The organism is Mesotoga infera, from assembly GCA_011045915.1.
Classification (GTDB): Bacteria; Thermotogota; Thermotogae; order Petrotogales; family Kosmotogaceae; genus Mesotoga; species Mesotoga infera_D.
Window position 1 is genome coordinate 1 of sequence record DSBT01000303.1, and the last position, 17169, is coordinate 17169.

General features: G+C 46.1%; 15 protein-coding genes and 1 other RNA gene. 4 read left to right on the top strand and 12 right to left on the bottom strand.

The annotated features are described in order from the left end of the window. On the top strand, window positions 1-1263 hold a 1263-nt coding region (locus ENN47_09685; GenBank protein HDP78434.1), incomplete at its 5' end, for a bifunctional diguanylate cyclase/phosphodiesterase. A 64-nt stretch (window positions 1264-1327) separates the two neighbouring features. Here the strand turns inward: ENN47_09685 and ENN47_09690 are convergent. After that, window positions 1328-2227, bottom strand: a complete 900-nt coding sequence (locus ENN47_09690) for a carbon-nitrogen hydrolase family protein (protein ID HDP78435.1) — start codon at window positions 2225-2227, stop codon at window positions 1328-1330. Beyond that, on the bottom strand, window positions 2224-2424 hold the full coding sequence (locus ENN47_09695; GenBank protein ID HDP78436.1) for a hypothetical protein: 201 nt from the start codon (window positions 2422-2424) through the stop codon (window positions 2224-2226). Before ENN47_09695 ends, ENN47_09690 begins: the two co-directional genes overlap by 4 nt. Before the next feature lie 161 nt (window positions 2425-2585). Between ENN47_09695 and ENN47_09700 the strand changes: the two genes are divergently transcribed. Then, the gene (locus tag ENN47_09700) at window positions 2586-3755 is read left to right on the top strand and encodes a sodium:proton antiporter (protein HDP78437.1); all 1170 of its coding nucleotides are present in this window, start codon (window positions 2586-2588) and stop codon (window positions 3753-3755) included. A 276-nt stretch (window positions 3756-4031) separates the two neighbouring features. Here ENN47_09700 and ENN47_09705 read toward each other — a convergent pair whose 3' ends face one another. Both ENN47_09705 and ENN47_09710 read right to left on the bottom strand, forming a co-directional pair. Continuing rightward, window positions 4032-4973, bottom strand: coding sequence for a DMT family transporter (locus ENN47_09705; protein HDP78438.1), 942 nt, complete (start codon window positions 4971-4973; stop codon window positions 4032-4034). Window positions 4974-5638: 665 nt separating this feature from the next. Continuing rightward, window positions 5639-7468, bottom strand: coding sequence for a hypothetical protein (locus ENN47_09710; GenBank protein ID HDP78439.1), 1830 nt, complete (start codon window positions 7466-7468; stop codon window positions 5639-5641). 579 nt (window positions 7469-8047) lie between these two features. Between ENN47_09710 and ENN47_09715 the strand changes: the two genes are divergently transcribed. Further along, complete coding sequence (locus tag ENN47_09715) at window positions 8048-8521, top strand: hypothetical protein (protein ID HDP78440.1); 474 nt, start codon at window positions 8048-8050, stop codon at window positions 8519-8521. Here ENN47_09715 and ENN47_09720 read toward each other — a convergent pair. The 4 genes from ENN47_09720 to ENN47_09735 all read right to left on the bottom strand — a co-directional run bounded on the left by ENN47_09720 (window position 8504) and on the right by ENN47_09735 (window position 11327). Next, the gene (locus tag ENN47_09720; GenBank protein HDP78441.1) at window positions 8504-9007 is read right to left on the bottom strand and encodes a flavin reductase family protein; all 504 of its coding nucleotides are present in this window, start codon (window positions 9005-9007) and stop codon (window positions 8504-8506) included. The two genes, ENN47_09715 and ENN47_09720, sit on opposite strands and share 18 nt — an antisense overlap. A gap of 40 nt (window positions 9008-9047) precedes the next feature. Then, window positions 9048-9515, bottom strand: coding sequence for a peroxiredoxin (locus ENN47_09725; GenBank protein ID HDP78442.1), 468 nt, complete (start codon window positions 9513-9515; stop codon window positions 9048-9050). 80 nt (window positions 9516-9595) lie between these two features. Then, window positions 9596-9857: signal recognition particle sRNA large type (gene ffs, locus ENN47_09730), an RNA gene on the bottom strand. Between the two features lie 45 nt (window positions 9858-9902). After that, the gene (locus ENN47_09735) at window positions 9903-11327 is read right to left on the bottom strand and encodes a phosphoribosylaminoimidazolecarboxamide formyltransferase (GenBank protein ID HDP78443.1); all 1425 of its coding nucleotides are present in this window, start codon (window positions 11325-11327) and stop codon (window positions 9903-9905) included. A 135-nt stretch (window positions 11328-11462) separates the two neighbouring features. On the opposite strand from ENN47_09735, the gene glnA reads away from it, so the two are divergent. Continuing rightward, a complete protein-coding gene (glnA, locus tag ENN47_09740; GenBank protein ID HDP78444.1) occupies window positions 11463-12788 on the top strand; it encodes a type I glutamate--ammonia ligase in 1326 nt (441 codons plus the stop codon). 156 nt (window positions 12789-12944) lie between these two features. Here glnA and ENN47_09745 read toward each other — a convergent pair whose 3' ends face one another. The 4 genes from ENN47_09745 to ENN47_09760 all read right to left on the bottom strand — a co-directional run bounded on the left by ENN47_09745 (window position 12945) and on the right by ENN47_09760 (window position 16883). Beyond that, window positions 12945-13169 carry a zinc ribbon domain-containing protein gene (locus ENN47_09745; GenBank protein HDP78445.1) on the bottom strand — a complete coding sequence of 75 codons (225 nt, stop codon included), beginning with the start codon at window positions 13167-13169 and terminating at the stop codon, window positions 12945-12947. Further along, entirely contained in the window at window positions 13166-14509 is a 1344-nt protein-coding gene (locus ENN47_09750; protein HDP78446.1) for a TldD/PmbA family protein, read from the bottom strand. The genes ENN47_09745 and ENN47_09750 overlap by 4 nt, the downstream gene beginning before the upstream one ends. Continuing rightward, on the bottom strand, window positions 14509-15894 hold the full coding sequence (locus ENN47_09755; protein ID HDP78447.1) for a TldD/PmbA family protein: 1386 nt from the start codon (window positions 15892-15894) through the stop codon (window positions 14509-14511). The genes ENN47_09750 and ENN47_09755 overlap by 1 nt, the downstream gene beginning before the upstream one ends. An 86-nt stretch (window positions 15895-15980) precedes the next feature. After that, the gene (locus ENN47_09760) at window positions 15981-16883 is read right to left on the bottom strand and encodes a DMT family transporter (GenBank protein HDP78448.1); all 903 of its coding nucleotides are present in this window, start codon (window positions 16881-16883) and stop codon (window positions 15981-15983) included. Window positions 16884-17169 lie beyond the last annotated feature (286 nt).

The following is a 17169-nucleotide window of genomic DNA, read 5'->3' on the forward strand; positions in this document are numbered from 1 at the left end:
ACAGTGAAGAGAATGGCTTACTACGACACAGTAACCGGACTCCCCAACGGCACGCTTATTAGGGAAAAGTTGCGGGAGATGGCAGCTGACAGTGAACCCTTTTTCGTCTACTATATTGACTTGAATGGATTCAAGGAGCTGAACGAGGCACTTGGACACGAAGTCGGGAATTTGATCCTTAAATCCATCGCAGATCGAATAACGGGTTACTTCGATTTTGAAAAGGCTTCAAGAATCGTTGGAGACGAATTCCTGATAATCGAGAAGGGCAATAACAGGAATACAATGGAAAAGAGCAGGGAAGCACTGATCAGTATCTTCGAAAGACCCTTCGTTGTTGACAAATACGAGTATAGGCTTAACGCCTCGATCGGCGTATCGAGATACCCAACGGATGCAACTTCTCCTGAAGAACTGATCAAACTGTCCAATGTTACAAGCAGAGAGGCGAGATCTATTGGAAGAACAACTTTCGGGAAGTCAGATGCTGCAACCTTCGCCCTGGTAAATAGGGAGTTTTCGGTAAAGAACGAGCTTCGAAACGCACTTGAGAAAAGCGAAATGTATCTTGTTTACCAGCCGATTGTGGATACACAATCACTTCAGGTGAAATCCCTCGAAACTCTTTTGCGTTGGAACAGTCCCATTCTAGGCAATGTACGGCCGCAAGAATTCATTCCCTATCTGGAAGTGACGAATGAAATAAACAAGGTGAGCCGATGGATGCTGAATCAAATTCCTGTCAGTCAGAGTTTCCTGGTGAGCAAAGGATTGAAGGGAACGAGCATATCTTTGAATATCTCCCCCATTCAATTCAAGACAGAATACCTGGTGAAAATCGTAGAAGAGGCCATCTTGGAAGGCTCATTATCTCCCGAGAATCTCGTTATTGAGATTACCGAGACCGGCCTGATACAGAATTTCGATTTCGTAGTAAGACAACTAACGAGATTGAGAAAATATGGGATTCAGATAGCGCTTGATGATTTCGGGTCGGGATACTCTTCATTCAACTACTTGAGCGAACTGCCGCTCGATATTCTGAAGATAGACAAGGTTCTCATCGACTCAATTCTTAAGAAGGACGAGAAGAAAACTCTTGTGGATACGATAATCGATCTGGCACATAGACTTGACCTGGTTGTCGTTGCGGAAGGTGTTGAACGACATGAGCAATACGAATATCTAAGAACAAGGGAATGTGACTATATACAGGGCTTTTACTTCTACCGACCCGACAAAATAGAGAATCTTGATTTTTGATACAGCATTCCAATACTGCTCCTGATTTACTTCTGATCCCTAATCGGAGATTGCCTGGCAATCTCTAAACTGTTGAGTTCAGCACCGCTTCTCTATCGTAAGCTTTGGCTAAAGATATCGATCTTCCTCTATCCCATATCGAAGATCTTCCCTGAGCGAAATCACTACCAACAATTCCAGTTGCCATCGAATTTACAAGATAACGAATCTTCTCTCTACCGGTAGTGGCTCTTATAGGACCATCTGCAAACCAGATCCTCTCCTGCGTCGAACCGCCCATCGATTTCTTCCACTCAGCAAAATTGCAGGAGGGAACCAATATCACTTCGCAGCCGGCTGAATCCAGTCTCTCGATTTCGCTCTGAAAGAACATATCGTAGCAAATCGCTATACCTATTACGCCAATCTCCGTATGAACCACATTATCGACCGACTCTCCGCTAGAAAACAAAACAGAGCTCTCGGCTTTGGTGAGATTGTGTTTCAGAGCTCTTGTCAACAACTTTCCCCAAGGATTGAATAGGTAGGCCATGTTATAAAGCCTTCCGTCTCTAATGAATCTCCCTCTCTCCGATTCTTCATCGACTATGGGAAGCAATATCGACGGGGCGAGAAGATAGGTTTCGAATTCCCTGGCGATGGTACTGAAAACTCCGTGATAGTAGGCTTCGATCTCAAGAGCATCTTTCAGAAAGGCCTTCTTGAAGGGATTGAAAGAAAGACCCATGTTCTTGATCGCATATTTGACAAGCGTCTTTGCCGTCGTCTCCTCGAAGCTGAGTTTCCTGAAGGAAGGGTACAGAAATGTTGCAAAAAACTCGGGGAAGACAATGATATGATTACTCCCCTTCCACATGAGTGAAGCCTCGCTCGCATAATCTCTCATCTTCCTGCGAAATACCGCTTCGCCAAAAGACTCCTGATCGAACCAGACCTGTATTGCAGTAAGATCGGTGTCTCTCATGACGCAAGCTTAACGATAATCAGTATCAGACCGACAATCAATAAGATCGGCAAGAAGACAACAAAAAGACCGGCTATGGCAAATATCACTATCATTATCACTCCTACGCCGGCTACAATCATAATCAACGCAGGGAAGAACCTAATTGCAAGATAAAGCAGGAACAATGCGCCGACAATGGCTAGAAAAGTGCTCAAGAGATCACCTCCGTTTACTGGTCATTGACAGTATAACGCATAGACTATATAATTCTCTAGGCAATGAAGCTTGCCTTGGAGCAGACTCCTCCAGAACCGCCACCAGCTGATAGCTTCTACAGAAATTTGCAGCCTGGCACTGCTTGACTCTGGAGGAATATATGATTCTTAGCATTTCCCTTATAGTTATTCTCTCGATAGTTGTGCTTTCCCTCTTTGAAAGAATCCGTCTTCCCGGTCTGATTGGCCTGGTCTCGCTTGGAATAGTGTTGGGACCGAATGCAATGAATCTCATAGACACATCATTGCTCTCAATATCCGATGAAGTCCGGCTGCTTGCGCTCATAGTCATTTTGATGCGCGCCGGTCTCGGATTGAACCGGAGAATCATCAAGAAGATAGGTCCCCTCGCTCTTCGCCTTAGTTTTCTTCCAGGGCTCTACGAAGGTTTCTCAATTATGGTAATGGCTCACTTCTTCCTGAATCTCAGCCTCATTCAAGGTGGAATGCTCGGCTTCATAATTGCGGCGGTTTCGCCCGCGGTAGTGGTTCCAGAGATGCTGAGACTGAAAGAAAAGAACTTCGGAAAGAGAAACGAAATACCTTCAACTATTCTGGCGGCAGCTTCAATAGACGACGTTGTGGCTATTACACTCTTTACGGTCTTTTTGGGAATTGAAGGAGGAAAGGATGTCAGTATCGGAATGTCCTTTCTAATGGTGCCGGTAGAGATTGTTCTCGGAATATCTCTTGGCGCGGCAATCGGCTTTCTCTTCAGCCTGCTCTTCAAGAGATTCCATATCAGAGACACGAAGAAGGTTCTATTGATCCTGATGATTGCGTTCCTTTTTCATAAACTCGAGGAAGTACTCCCCGCGGCAACTCTTCTTGGTGTTATGGCGATAGGTTTCGTCCTGAGAGAAAGGCTTCCTGTAGCCGCCGACAGGATTGCAGGAAAAATGGAGAGAATCTGGGTTGTCGCCGAGATCTTCCTGTTCGTTCTGGTAGGTGCAAGTGTTAACTTACGTGCGATAGGCGACTCATGGCTGATGGGACTACTTGTAATTCTTGTTGGACTCATATTCAGGAGCGCGGGCGTTCTGGCGGCCACTCTCGGTTCTAAACTGGATCTTCGAGAAAGACTCTTCTGCATGATTTCCTATCTGCCCAAAGCCACAGTTCAGGCTGCAGTGGGAGGAATACCCTTAGCAATGGGAGTTGCTTACGGAGATGTGATACTTTCGGTTTCAGTACTCTCGATCCTTATAACGGCCCCTCTTGGCGCCATCGGCATCAGACTCGCTGCAAGAAGATTCGCGAAAAGCACCTGAGAGAGTCGACCACGTCTTCTCTTCGAGTCTCTTCATAAAGTTATGAAATGTGAAGGCTGTTTTCGATCCGGAGAAATCGTCGATCACTCTTGACTCCATTTCATTTTGAACCATAAAGCAAATTGAAGCGATTACTCCGTTTTTTTGCCGCGTCTTTCTTCCGGAGTGATTTTGTTGAAGAGAAGTTCTGCGCAATTCTTTTCGGCAATAGGAGGTGCTCGAAGCTCACGATGGGCCTCAGGTACCCTATGAGAATTTCCTAAGGTATATTCAGATTTACCGAGCGGACCTATCTTCTGAGACTGTTCTGTTCCTCCGGTTGACAACAACAATACCGGCCGAAACCAATATGAGGGCAACCGCCATGTACGAATTGAGGGCCTCTCCTGGAATAAAGGCTGCCGAGAGAAAGACACCCGCAACTGGAATAACAAATCGGAACATAGTGATTTCACCGGCTTTGTGAAAGCTGAGAATCGCATACCATAAGGAAAAGGCTATGGCCGAAAGAAGCATAGAATACACCAGAAGGAGATTGCCCTTGAGCGTGAAAACAAGTGAATCCTCTTTCAAACCGGGAAGACCGGCGATGAGGAGAAGAAAGCCGCCGATCGAAAGCTGCCATCCAGAAACCAGAAAGGGGGATCGGTCTGCCGACATCCATTTGGCATACACAGTGCCGAATGCACCGATAGTCGCTGCGATCAACATGAAACCATCGCCTTTGAACACGAAACTCAGCGTGAATCCCGCTTCGAAATTTGCAAGGAAAACCCCCGCGAATCCCAGTATCATCCCAAGTATCTTTTTCCAGCTCAGGCGATCATTCTTGTAGATATAGTGAGCAAGGAGGATCACGAGAAAATTCTCCCCCGCCATTATTATCGAAGACTTCATGCCTGTTGTATGACTTAGCCCATTGTAGAAGAAGAAGTACAGGAGAAAAGTCTGCAATACTCCAAGTGCAAACAAATGCATGTAGTCCTTCTTAACGAACTTCACTCTTCCCTTTCTACCCAAAGGTATCGCAAGCAGAAGCACCATAATGCCGGCTCCCAAAAACCTGATTCCGGCAAAGACAAGCTTAGCTGAAACATCATCCGGGGAAATTGCCATCTCCTCGTAACCGAGTTTAAGAACGGGAAAAGCGCTTCCCCAGAGAACCGAACAGAATACAGCGATTAATGCCGCCATCCACTTCTTCTTCAAAATGTCCATGAAATTAGTCTACACCAAAACCGGCAGACACGTAGTTCTTACCATTTGACTGCATTTTACTTTTGCCGGAGCGCATAGATACGCGAACTTGTTCTTTTTTGTGGTCGCAGGGGATCTCAAATACTTGTAAGCTTGATATCGGGGGATATTCTGTGCGGCTGCACCTTGACAACAAGTATCCGCTTTACGCTTAAGAAAGACTTGCTTATCGCTGTTGTGAGCCCTCTTCGTTGAAATCAAAAACCAGATCCCGCAACAAATCACTGATGAAGTCCTCATAGCATTTAGAATAGTGATTGGACTATCTTTGCCAGACTCCAAACCGAGAACCATTTCTTTGGACTTTGTTCTTGTAACTTGCAATTTGCATCATGGAACATGCAACTGATGTTTTCGATAAGATCAATCGAGAAAGCGAGAAAATAGATCTGGCGAAACGTCATCCCCATAAAGCCTGCCCAAAAATGACCCTGCTTGGGGTCCCTGTTTGGAGATTCTGTTAAGGGTTCCTGCACGATATCTCGTTCCTCAAATCTATCTGTGCTCTTAACACTCCTGGCGCGCAAGCGCCGGTATCACTTCCCGACGTAGTCGGCCTCACTTACTCGCGCAACTGCGGCATTTCCTGCGGGCTCTGTAACCGAAGTCCTATTGGGAGTTTACTATTATGTCATCAAAATGCTGAGCACTCTCAGCTGAAAGATCGACATTTGAGCCTGACTCAGAAGGAGCCTAGACAAGACATCAGGTCTGTCGGTAATAATCGAAGCGACGCCCATCGCGGAATATCGCGACATCGCTTCCGTGTTGTTTATAGTCCATACATGGACATCTCTTTCCAATGATCTTGCTCTCTGAATGAACCTTTGATTCAAAATCGTAGAGGGAACGCTATAGAAATCCACATCAGCATTCCAGACGCTACTGCTCAGATACCCTACAATGAGTCCAATGGAAATATCTGGCGCAAGCTCTCTCACGGCCGAAAGCCTTTCGATACTCGTAGAAGTAATCATAACCCTGTCGGAAAAATCCATCTCTTTGATTAGCTGCACGACCGCCTCGGAAATTCCCGGCGAGTACCCATAATCCTTAAGCTCAACATTAAGTCTCACACTTGAAGGAATCTTGGTCATGTATGTAATGACTTCTGCCAGAGTCGGAATTCTCTCTCCCGAAAACTGTTTTGAAAATCGGCTTCCAATGTCTAGATCTGCTATCTCAGCAAAGCTTAGGTTGTGAACGCGTTCTCCGACGCCTGCGACCTTTGTGAGCGATCTATCGTGATTGAGAACAAGTATTCCATCTCTTGTCATTTGAACATCGATTTCGATAATGTCCGCTCCATCTTCAAAAGCGGCTCTGATTGCGCTCAAGGAATTTTCCGGCGCTTTGAATGAACTTCCCCTGTGTGCAGTAACAAGAGGCAGTTCGATCTCAGAATCAACAAGAAAACGACCAAAGTAACCAAAGAAGACTCCCTGGATCGCTAGAAATATAAGCAAGGGAAGAATCCAGGGTCTCTGCAAAGTCAGTGATTTAGTCTTGACAGGATTCGTAACTGATGTTGCTTCATCATCCGAATATCCTTCTTTCAGTTCATAAAACAGTCTTGTCATGAGAATCGAATAGATGACGGACACTCCAATAGACAGAGCGGTTGTAATCATAGTCTCGACTGAAGCAAACACAGATAGCTTAAGGATATTCATGGATGTCGGATCGCAACTCGATCGAATAACAAAGTCTCTTGAAACCCTGAACACTGTCGAATTGGCTATGATAAGCAGAAGAGAAAGCGGCCAGAACGCTAGCATAGTAAGTAAAACCCTTTTTCTGCTGCCATTGACAAGGTTGGTACTTGCCTTGAGAGAACCAACGAAGGTTTTTCCCTCAAGAACGGCGTAGTGAATTGCGAAGACCCATGAAATTAGAAGTCTTGATACAACGAGAAGGGAGAGCATGGCAGCGATCCATCCGAATGCGCCTGTACCGACTGACGGATACGTTCCGACAGGGAGTTGTCTGGTAAAGGTTCTCCCCAATGCCGGAAGAATTCTAAATGCAGGAACAGCACACAACAAAAGGATTCCTGCCTTGAATGCTGCTAGACCAAGCAATCTAGGAAAAATTCTCAGAATTCTCTTCAAGACTGATACCACTCTTTCCTCACTGTTTTTCAGAGCGGCAGACGAAAACCTGACCAGCCCGCTCTGTTCAAACGAGAAACAGAGCAACCATAGGAAAGCTACCGTCATGAAAATGACCATTCCTGGAAAACTATCGGCAAGGTTCAAAAAACCCCAGTCGAAGACCATTTTTCTTCCGGAGAAGGAGAAGAATGATCCGAGCAAAAGGGCAATTAGTGGTACCGTCACGAAAGAGAAGAATACTTTTGTGAGAACCATGAATGTCAATGACTTCGATGCCATTCTCTCTAAATAAAGGCAAATCTTACCTAATCCCATATTCGCTGTTGGCAAAGCCTCCTTCATTTGTCACCACAGACAGAATCACTCTGTAGAGTATAAATGCGAGTGTATATTTCTGTCTTCTTTGCTATTCGTTGCCTTTTGATAGTCGCAACTGCGAACAAGTTCATTTCAGTTGCTTCCAGGAACTCAAAACCAATATATCACTGGTGTTCATTTCTCTTGTACTTGGAGAGAAGTCTGCAGGCAGGAATGATCGCAACTTATCAACCTCATTTCCTGCGTTGCTTTCAAGTCTTCTTCCACTGGGTTATTCCCAAGCATGACCTTACCACTTCAGATGATTGCAGTAATTCCCTCTGAGAGAAGGGAGCCTTGAGTGAGATTACAGTTATCTGTTTTTTCTGACATAGAACCTGGACGGTTCAGCAGGCGATCTGTCCTTATGTTGAAAACCCATGTTATTACATTCGAATGATTGACATCGATAGATTCCAATGCAAGCTCTAGTTGACTTTTGATAATGGATATTATTTGCAGTATAATGATAATATTCTGTCAGTATCTCAGTTATGCACAGTACTTGGCAAGGTGTGCTCGTTGCTTTTCAGAGTTTTTTTGATCTGATTTCTGGCTGTCTGGGTGATCGAATTGAAGAAGAGAGACCGGGGTGCAGTAAGCGTTGCTCACGCCCGTAGAAAAGAAAAGGCTTACAAATATCTGACCGGTGCAGGAATAGTCGTTGGTTTGTCGTCCGTTGTTCTTATCATCATGGCAAACCAGATGTCGGCAACCGTAGTGGAGAACCCGGATTCCATAAGATTAGTCTTTCTCTTGGGAATAATGCTGGCGCCGGTCTCTTTCATGATATTTATCTCCGCACAGATAGCCGCAATATCCGCGGGAATGAAGCACTGGAATCTTGTTCTTGGATTCCTTTGTTCATTTCAATCGATTGTATCTTTGCTTTTCGCAAGAGATATTCTCCTGCAAGACTCTTCTTCAAGATTGAGCCTGCAGACTCCAAACTGGTCGTCTTACATATTGTGGTCGATTCTAGTAGCCTCTCTCTTGCTTACCGTTATCGTGGGAGTCTATTCAAGGAAGAGTGTATGAATCAGTGATTTCTCCAAATATGAGTGAATGATATGAATTATCACCGTAGAAAGTGCTTGCTATGCTTCCGTTTAGAGCAAGAGGTGTTAATGCTTCCTTAGAAACAACTCTGCATTCCAATACCTTATCTGCCTCACCCACAATCACTATCGATGGCGACATTCCCTCTTGAGGAGTCAAACCGGTTTCTTTGAACTTGTCGAAGTACTTTCCACTCCTTGTGCCACAAAAGTCTAAGGCCTCCTGCCACTTTTCCGACATGAAGTTAACGGAGAAGCCATCGCTGCTCCTGAAGAAATTGTGTGTAAATCTACTCGGTCTGATCATGGCGATGAACACTGGTCGATTCCAGGTGTTGCCTAAGAAACCCCAGGCAACTGTCATCAGGTTAGTTTCCACTCCGTCTGTTACCCCAATCAGAACTTTGCCTGCCTTAAGACTTTCGAGAAGCTCTGTTGAATACTCTGGAAAGCTGAATTCAGTCATGCTAACCTCCAATAACAAAGGCGATGGGTGTTCCCCACCGCTAAATCTTCTTCAGCTGATTTGAGATCTCTGCGTAGTCGGGTTCTACTCTCGGATCTTCCGAAACCCATGTATAAGCGATCCTGCCATCTTTGCTCACTATGAATACAGCCCTCTTTGAGACCGTAAGGCCTTTGACGCCGGAGAAATCCTCGTGCACACCACCGTATTTCTTCGACACTTCCCCTCCAATATCGGAAAGCAACTGAAAGGAAAGAGAATTCTGCTCTTTAAAGGCTCTATTGGCAAAGGGGCTGTCCATGCTTATTCCCAAGATAATAGCATTCATGGTATCGAAATTCGCCAGCGAATCTCTGAAAGTGCAGAGTTCTCTTTGACAGACGCTCGAGAATGCACCGGGATAGAAAACGAGAACAACTTTCTTTCCTAGATATTCGTTAAGCTTGTACTCTTTGAAATCTGAACCGAAGAGCGAGAAATCCGCGCTTTTTTCTCCCTTAAGCAACATTCTATGTACCTCCTAAAACCGTCTATAATTGTCAAATTAATTCTAGCAGATGATAAGCGCGATACATAGAAGAAGAAACACCATGCATCCTTCATCGACAGTGACGACCTGGCCGTACTTGCCATCCGGCTCAGACTGAGCGCCCCCGCGGCACACGAGAGTGCTCGCTTATGGCTGCTTCCTCCCGGATCTGACCAGGTTCGCAAGTTCCCGTTGCGCAGGACTCAATCCTCAACACCTTCAGACAAACCGACACCAAACCGGCAAAGCCTCAAAAGGCATTCGGCCCCGCGTATGGCGGATTTCGGGTACAGGGAACCGCCAGCTCCCCGCCTAGCATGGTGTAACTACATTATATAGTCTGTCTTCGCAGCTTTCAAGTACTAGTCAATTGTTGAGTCTTGTGAAGTCAATTCCAAGCACAAGAACGTTTCTTTGGGAATAAGTCCTTTTTGTACCCGGCAAAATGAGTCTCTTGACCCCGGCGACCACGAGTTTTCTTATTAGCTCGTCGGTCAAATCATTATCGCAAGCCACAACAGACTCTCTGAGATCGTGCTTTGTGAAGTCGCAGTTCATCATTTCTCCGTAACTCAATCCGCTCAGAAGAAGCAGGCTCTGTCCGTCTCTGAAGATCGAGAAGCTGTTTGACCTATTTATACGGGAGCAGCAGAGAGCGAGCTTGTCATCAATCTCAAGTTCGTAGTTCTTCAACTTGAACGTGCGTTCTCTTACGAAGTAATTGCCAAAGCCGGAATATGTTTCTTCGGAGAGTGACACTGCCTCATGCGCAGGAATTGTCAGTATCATGATATCTCTTTCTCGTGCGGCTCGTATCGCATCACGATCAAAAACGCCACCGAAAGCCTCGATCCCACTTTCATGAAGTTTCTTGAGAGTATCTCCGTCGATGGCAAAAGTAGAAGCGAACATCGTATCAGGACCCCCATCAGAAGCGTGTTCGGGCAATTTGCCTGCACAGACTTTGACTATTTTCCCTTTGTCAAGAAACACGGAGATGTTGTCACTGTAATAATAGAGTTCCATGAACACGTTCATATTCCTCAGTTGCGATTTCTTAAGCCCCACAGAAGGATTGCCGATCTGAACCTCATCTAGCAGTCCCGGTTCCTGTGTGAGTTTTAGCAAATGAGCACTCTGAGAGGGATTATCGCCATAGAGGAGCTGCATAACGTGTTCCATGATCGTATAATCGTATTTCTCGGATGCGAATATCTGAGAGAGAGCCTTATGGATAGATGAATTGTAGAGCATGGCGGCATATATCGCCTTAAGCGCGTATCTTCTTCTCTTGAGGAGAGGAACATCTCCACAATCTTCCAAACTCGCGATAACTTCTTCATAGTCCGATGGGTCTGATATTACAACAATATCCCTATGATTCTTGGCACTTGCCATTAACAGAGCAGGTCCACTTACATCTATTTCTTTCGAAAGGTTGGACTCGTCAGGCGATTCCTTAACAGCAGACTCAAAAGGCTTCAGATTAAGAACTATCAAGTCGAAAGGAAGAATCGAGTGCTCCCTCATCTCATCAATGTGCTCAGGAAGATCCTGAATCGCAAGTATTCCACCGATTATCTTTGGGTGAATAGATTTCAACCTTCCGTCGAATATCGGTGGGAAACTAGTATAGTCTGCAACCTTTATTGCCCTTATGCCGTGAGCTATGAGGTATTCTGCAGTATGATCAGTTGCAACTATCTCTACCGCGTTTGAAGCAAGATAACTCGCTATTGTCTCCACTTCCGACTTGTTGTGAACACTGATAAACGCACGCTTGATGTTCATCAGGCACCTCCCTGTGATTAGTTTATCATCAATTCTTGCTCGAAATCTCTCAAGATAGTTCCCTTAATGTATAGAATTAGATATATACTAAAGTATCTCACGCCCATGGGTCGGGCAAGGATAGCGGGGGGAAACATGACTGAAAAGGAACTGATTCAGAAGTGTGAATCTGGAGAAATTGGTTTTGTAAGACTTCAGATAACCGATATAAACGGTATGCTGAAGAATGTGGAAGTTCCTGCAAGAATGCTGCCTGCAATACTGGAAAAGGGTGCCATGTTCGACGGCTCTTCAATCGATGGCTTTGTGAGAATCGAGGAGTCCGACATGTATCTGCGACCGGATCTTTCGACTTTTGCCTTCCTTCCCTGGGACAATGGCAAGGGAAAGACCATAAGACTCATTTGTGATGTCTACAAACCTGACGGGACACCCTTTGAGGGAGATCCAAGATATGTTTTGAAGAGAGTTATCCAGCGCGCCAAGGGTATGGGATTTGAGACTTTCGCCGGACCGGAACCGGAGTTCTTTATAGTCAAGAGAGACCGTGACTGCGGAAAACCGATCGGAGCGTTTCTGGATACGGGAAGCTACTTCGACCTCCTTCCAGTTGACGGAGGCGAAGAAGTCAGGAAAAGGATCGTGCTCTCTCTGCAGGAAATGGGGTTCGAAGTCGAGGCCGCTCATCACGAGGTTGCCCCTTCACAACACGAGATTGACTTCAAATACACGGACGTATTGAAGACCGCAGACAATATTCAGACATTCAAATGGGTGGTTAAGACAATAGCAATTGCCGACGGATTTCATGCCACATTTATGCCTAAGCCCTTTTCGGGAGTCAACGGATCGGGAATGCATATTCATATGAGCCTGTTCTCGGACGGCAAGAATGTCTTTCATGATCCCTCAAGAGATCACGGGCTAAGTGAAACCGCTTTGAGTTTCGTTGGGGGAATCATATCACGAGCAAAAGAGATAACTGCTGTCACAAATCCAACTATAAACAGCTACAAGAGACTTACACCGGGATACGAGGCCCCCGTTAATATCTCTTGGGCGCTGGGAAACAGGAGCGCTATGATCAGAATACCCAGCACCAGAGGAGAAGGAACGAGACTGGAATTCAGAAGTCCCGATCCCACCTGCAATCCTTATCTTGCTCTAGCACTGACCCTCGCAGCCGGTCTTGACGGAGTTGAGAAGAAGATCGAGCCACCTAATCCGGTAGATGAAAATATTTTCAAGATGAAAGGCTCGAGAAGAAAGGAACTGATGATAGAAAACCTCCCCGGAACTCTAATCAATGCTCTTGAGTTTACCAGAAACAGTGAATTCGTGAAATCGACGCTTGGCGATCATATTTTCAGTACCTTCGTCAGATCAAAAGAGAGCGAATGGAGCGAATTCTGCGCTTCGGTAACCGACTGGGAGATCAGCAAATATCTGGAACTATACTGAAAAGAGTTTTGCTATTGGTTTGGAAGGTTATTTGTGGCTGTTCCAGATGATCTTACATTCTCTAGCGAACTGTACTGAAGGCAAGTGAATTCATTGGGATATGTGGAAAGACAGGTGCCCGGGCAGATTTCCCGGGCACTTATCTGTTTTAAATAGTCAGTGTCCACAGGTTGAACAGCTGCCTCCCGAACAAGATCCACAGCTCTCTGAACCTGAAGAAGAACCGAAACTGGATATATTTGTTATCTGCTTTGAGAGAATTCCTCCGCATCTTTCACAGGGAGGCACCGGAGCGCTCATTCCCAAGAGAAGACTCTCATTGTGACCACATTCTTTGCAGACAAACTTGTATAAAGGCAAATGGAACACCTCCGTTGTTATTCAGATGCAACATCAATCTCATCTATAAGAACCGAAGGAGAACTCACTCGATAGATAGATGAAAGTGGGTCGGAACCAATTTCAGCAATTCCATTATAGACCTTCAATATGTTGGAGGAAATCGTGAACTGTTCTATGGGATTACTTATCTTGCCGCCCTTTACATAGAAACCGCTTGCACCCAAAGAGAACTCACCCGAAACCTGATTTGTACCTGAATGAAGGCCAGTTAGTTCGGTGACTAGAATGCCTTCACCCATAGTTTCGAGGAGTTCGTCAAAACTCTTCTCTCCTCTTTGAATAACAATATTAACGGGAACTATTGAAGGCTTCGATCTGTATGTCCCTCTCACTGAATTGCCCGTGGATTTCTTTCCCTCTTTAGCGGCAGTCCTAAGGTCATACAAGAAGGTCTTCAGCTTTCCGTTTTCAACCATAGCCTTCCTGTAAGTTGGGACGCCTTCATCGTCGAACGGCTTGCTGTAAGGGCTCTCAGGCAGGAAAGGATCATCATAAACCGTGAGTTTGCTGGAACCGATTACAGTTCCCTCTTTTCCTTTCAGCACGGAAAGGCCCCTTTGAACATTGTCTGCTGAATACATGGAAGTAAATGTCCCGAAAAGCTGCCCAAAGACATCGTTTCTGAAAACGACTCTGTACTTTCCGCTCTTCACATTTCCCGCGCCCAGTTGTTCCACGGCTCTTCTGGAAGACTCGTTACCCATTCTCTGAACATCAAGGTCGTCGGGTGTTCTTACCAGTGAGATACTGAACCCCGTCTTCTTTGATTTCTCATCTCCGGCAAGACTTACAACTACTGCAAATCCACCGTCGCTCTTGTAATGCTTGTTAAGTCCAAGAGTGTTTACGATGAAAACTTCCGACCAGGTGTCTGCCGTTCTGCATGTAGGAACCATAAGAATCCTCTTATCATAATCAAGTGCCGTTCTCTCTAGAGAAATGACGGTGTCCATTTTCTCTTCAACCGATTTCTTCTGAAATGCTCCAGAATAACCGTCAAATTCCGGGTACTTGCCGGACCCGTCATAAAAGCTATAGACGTCTTCCCCACTGGCCACAGAGTGGTTTTCGAAAGCCTCTCCAACAAGAAGTTCTGCCGATTCCTCGTTCAGCACCTCAGAAAAAGCCGTACCAATCTTTCCGTTCTTCAGACCGCTGAAGTAGATTTCTGTCGAACTCGCGTCTTTGTATGAGTCAATCTCCCCATTCAAGGAGCTCAACTGGAATTCTCCGCCCCTGGCATAGTAGATCTGAGCCTCATCAAAGCCCTTTCTTCTAGACATTTCGAAAGCCTTATCAACGAAGGTCTTGAAATCCATCAGTTTCGCCCCCCAACTATGAGTTCAGAGACTCGTACTGTTGGCTGACCCACATCTGCAGGTATAGAGCCAGAAATGGATCCGCACATTCCCTGGCCTCTCTCGAGGTCGTTGCCGACCATGTCGATCTTCGTCAGAACCTCATTTCCTCTTCCGATCAGAGTCGCTCCTCGGACGGGCCGGGTTATCCTGCCATTTTCCACCATGTAACCTTCCTTGACTGCAAAGTTGAATTCTCCGGTGGAAGGCATGACCGAACCGCCGCCCAGGGATTTTGCGAACAGACCGTAATCGGTAGCGGCGATGATTTCTTCGGGATAGTAATCTCCAGGAAGAAGAAAGGTGTTGCTCATACGGGAGGTAGGAGCATAAGTGTAGTCCTGCCTTCTCGCGCTTCCAGTCGGCTCCATCCCCATTTTTATCGCTCCAAGGCGATCGATCATGTAGCTCTTCAGAACTCCCCTGTCAATAAGTAGATTTCTCTTTGTCGGAGTTCCCTCATCGTCAACATTTGCCGATCCCCAGGCATTCGGTATGGTCGGATCGTCCACCGCCGAAACACATTCATTCGCTATCTTCTGTCCCAGCTTTCCTGCAAAGACCGATGCTCCCTTTGCTACCCCGGTAGCTTCGAGGGCATGACCGCAAGCTTCATGGAAAATAACCCCGCCGAATTCGTTGGAGATTATCACGGGCATTCTGCCGGCCGGCGCATATTCAGCTCTGACCATTCTGTCGGCTATTCTTGCTGCCCTTGCTCCGGCAGCGCGTGGGTCTGAAATATTGAAGAATTCAAAACCCATTGCAGCCCCCGGACCGTAGAAGCCGCTTTCCATTTCCCCATCTCGGGTAGCAACGGCCGATATTGCAAGTCTCGTTCTAACACGGCGATCGTTGGCCTTTACGCCTTCGGAGTTATAGATCCAGACACTTTGATCGTATTCACTGTAATTCACAACAACCTGGGATATTGTTCCTGCAAAGGTTTTAGCGCCCTCGTGCGCAAGCTTCATCACTCCAACCTTGTCCCTCTTGGAAACTTCTCCAGGCGCGAAGAGGATCGGGGCCAAGTTAACATAGTCTCTCTTGCTGAAATCGATTGCTGTTTCTTCCCTTCCTTCCTGATTTATAACTGCTTTCAGTCTTTCGGCAACTTTCATCAGGCCGTCCAGCGAAAGGTCGTTGGTGTAAGCATAGATGCTTCTTGTTCCCTTGAAGGCACGCAACCCTGCTCCAAAGAGCTTCCCGGAAACGCTTCCTTCGACCTCACCCTGAACCATGCTAATACTTCCGGTATATCTCTCTTCCAAAAAGATCTCTGCAAAATCCGCTCCGCCAGACAGTATCTTGTTAATAACTACGGAGTATACTTCATCTGAATGCATGATCCACCTCCATTCTTGTAAGGTATTCTTACTATTTTACAACATTATGAGAAGGGAGGCTTTCAAAAAAGAAGAAAACTTCGAGACTAAGATCTATCTCTTTTGAAAAAGCGCTTGGGAACGGAGTACTTCATGAAAATGGGTTTCCCGGCCATAGTTCTGAATATGAATCTGATTGTTATCGCTCCAATCACTATGGCCCCACCTATTAACGGAAGTTTGCCTGGAATTTCTCCCATAAAGAGAAATACCCACAACGGGCTGAGAATCGGTTCGATCATGAGAATCAAAATAGCCTCGAGAGCTGTGGAATGTTTTATTGCCTCTGAGTAGAGAACATAGGATAGCCCAAGCTGAGCAACTCCGAGTATAAGAAGGCTGACCCATCCAGATAGACTGGGGAGAGACCCAATGATAAAGGGAACTCCGATTATTGCCGTCAGAATGTTACCCATAAGCACCGACTCCATTGGAGAACCATCCTTCTGAAGTCTCATGAAGATGTTGAACATTGCAAAACTAACTCCGCTTGCCGCAGCCAAAACGTTGCCAATCGCTCCTCTGCTGTCGAGGCTTTCAAAAAAGAAAAGCGCCATACCCCCAAATACTGTCGCAACAGTAATCCAGTCAAGAAGCCTGGCCTTCTCCTTCAGAATCCAGGCGCCTAGAAGCGCAACATATATGGGAGCAGTCGACTGCAGCAGAATTGCGTTTGCGGCTGTCGTCATTTTATTCGCCGAAACAAACAGGATCACTGTGATTGTGTAGGCCAGGGCCGAGGCTATCTGCGAAAAAGACCACGTGAACCTTGGCTTTCCGATAGCTGCAAATATTACTAAAGAAGCAATAATGCTCCTCACTCCGGAAATCGCAAGTGGATTTGAGTCCACATTTTTGATCAACAGGCCCCCTGTACTCCATAGAAGACCCGTAATGACCAGGAAGAATACCGACTTGGCTCTGCTAGACTTCTTGTTGCCCCGGATCATGAATTCACCTCAAGTAATGAGCGTAAAGTCCCATGGAAGAAGAATACAACAGACACTCTTGCTTGACAAGCTGCCAATCATTGAGACTTAGACAATGCCGATGCGTTGCCGCGTACGGGGTCGGGGGTTGCAGTGTGCCAAGAAGGCGAAGAAGGAAACTTCTAGCCATGCTTAATTGAAGATGAGGGAGGGCCCCTCGAAGCCGTTATGCAGGTGGAGGCTTCAAACCACCGTAAGCTGCTGTGGTAAAGAGCCATGGTAGTGAACGTTACGGGAAAAGGCGGGA

Excerpts from the sequence above, each read along its gene's own strand:
- ENN47_09690 (HDP78435.1), bottom strand. The coding sequence starts at position 2,227 with ATGAGAGACACCGATCTTACTGCAATACAGGTCTGGTTCGATCAGGAG.
- ENN47_09700 (HDP78437.1), top strand. The coding sequence starts at position 2,586 with ATGATTCTTAGCATTTCCCTTATAGTTATTCTCTCGATAGTTGTGCTT.
- ENN47_09705 (HDP78438.1), bottom strand. The coding sequence starts at position 4,973 with ATGGACATTTTGAAGAAGAAGTGGATGGCGGCATTAATCGCTGTATTC.
- ENN47_09710 (HDP78439.1), bottom strand. The coding sequence starts at position 7,468 with ATGAAGGAGGCTTTGCCAACAGCGAATATGGGATTAGGTAAGATTTGC.
- ENN47_09720 (HDP78441.1), bottom strand. The coding sequence starts at position 9,007 with ATGACTGAATTCAGCTTTCCAGAGTATTCAACAGAGCTTCTCGAAAGT.
- ENN47_09725 (HDP78442.1), bottom strand. The coding sequence starts at position 9,515 with ATGTTGCTTAAGGGAGAAAAAAGCGCGGATTTCTCGCTCTTCGGTTCA.
- ENN47_09735 (HDP78443.1), bottom strand. The coding sequence starts at position 11,327 with ATGAACATCAAGCGTGCGTTTATCAGTGTTCACAACAAGTCGGAAGTG.
- glnA (HDP78444.1), top strand. The coding sequence starts at position 11,463 with ATGACTGAAAAGGAACTGATTCAGAAGTGTGAATCTGGAGAAATTGGT.
- ENN47_09750 (HDP78446.1), bottom strand. The coding sequence starts at position 14,509 with ATGGATTTCAAGACCTTCGTTGATAAGGCTTTCGAAATGTCTAGAAGA.
- ENN47_09755 (HDP78447.1), bottom strand. The coding sequence starts at position 15,894 with ATGCATTCAGATGAAGTATACTCCGTAGTTATTAACAAGATACTGTCT.
- ENN47_09760 (HDP78448.1), bottom strand. The coding sequence starts at position 16,883 with ATGATCCGGGGCAACAAGAAGTCTAGCAGAGCCAAGTCGGTATTCTTC.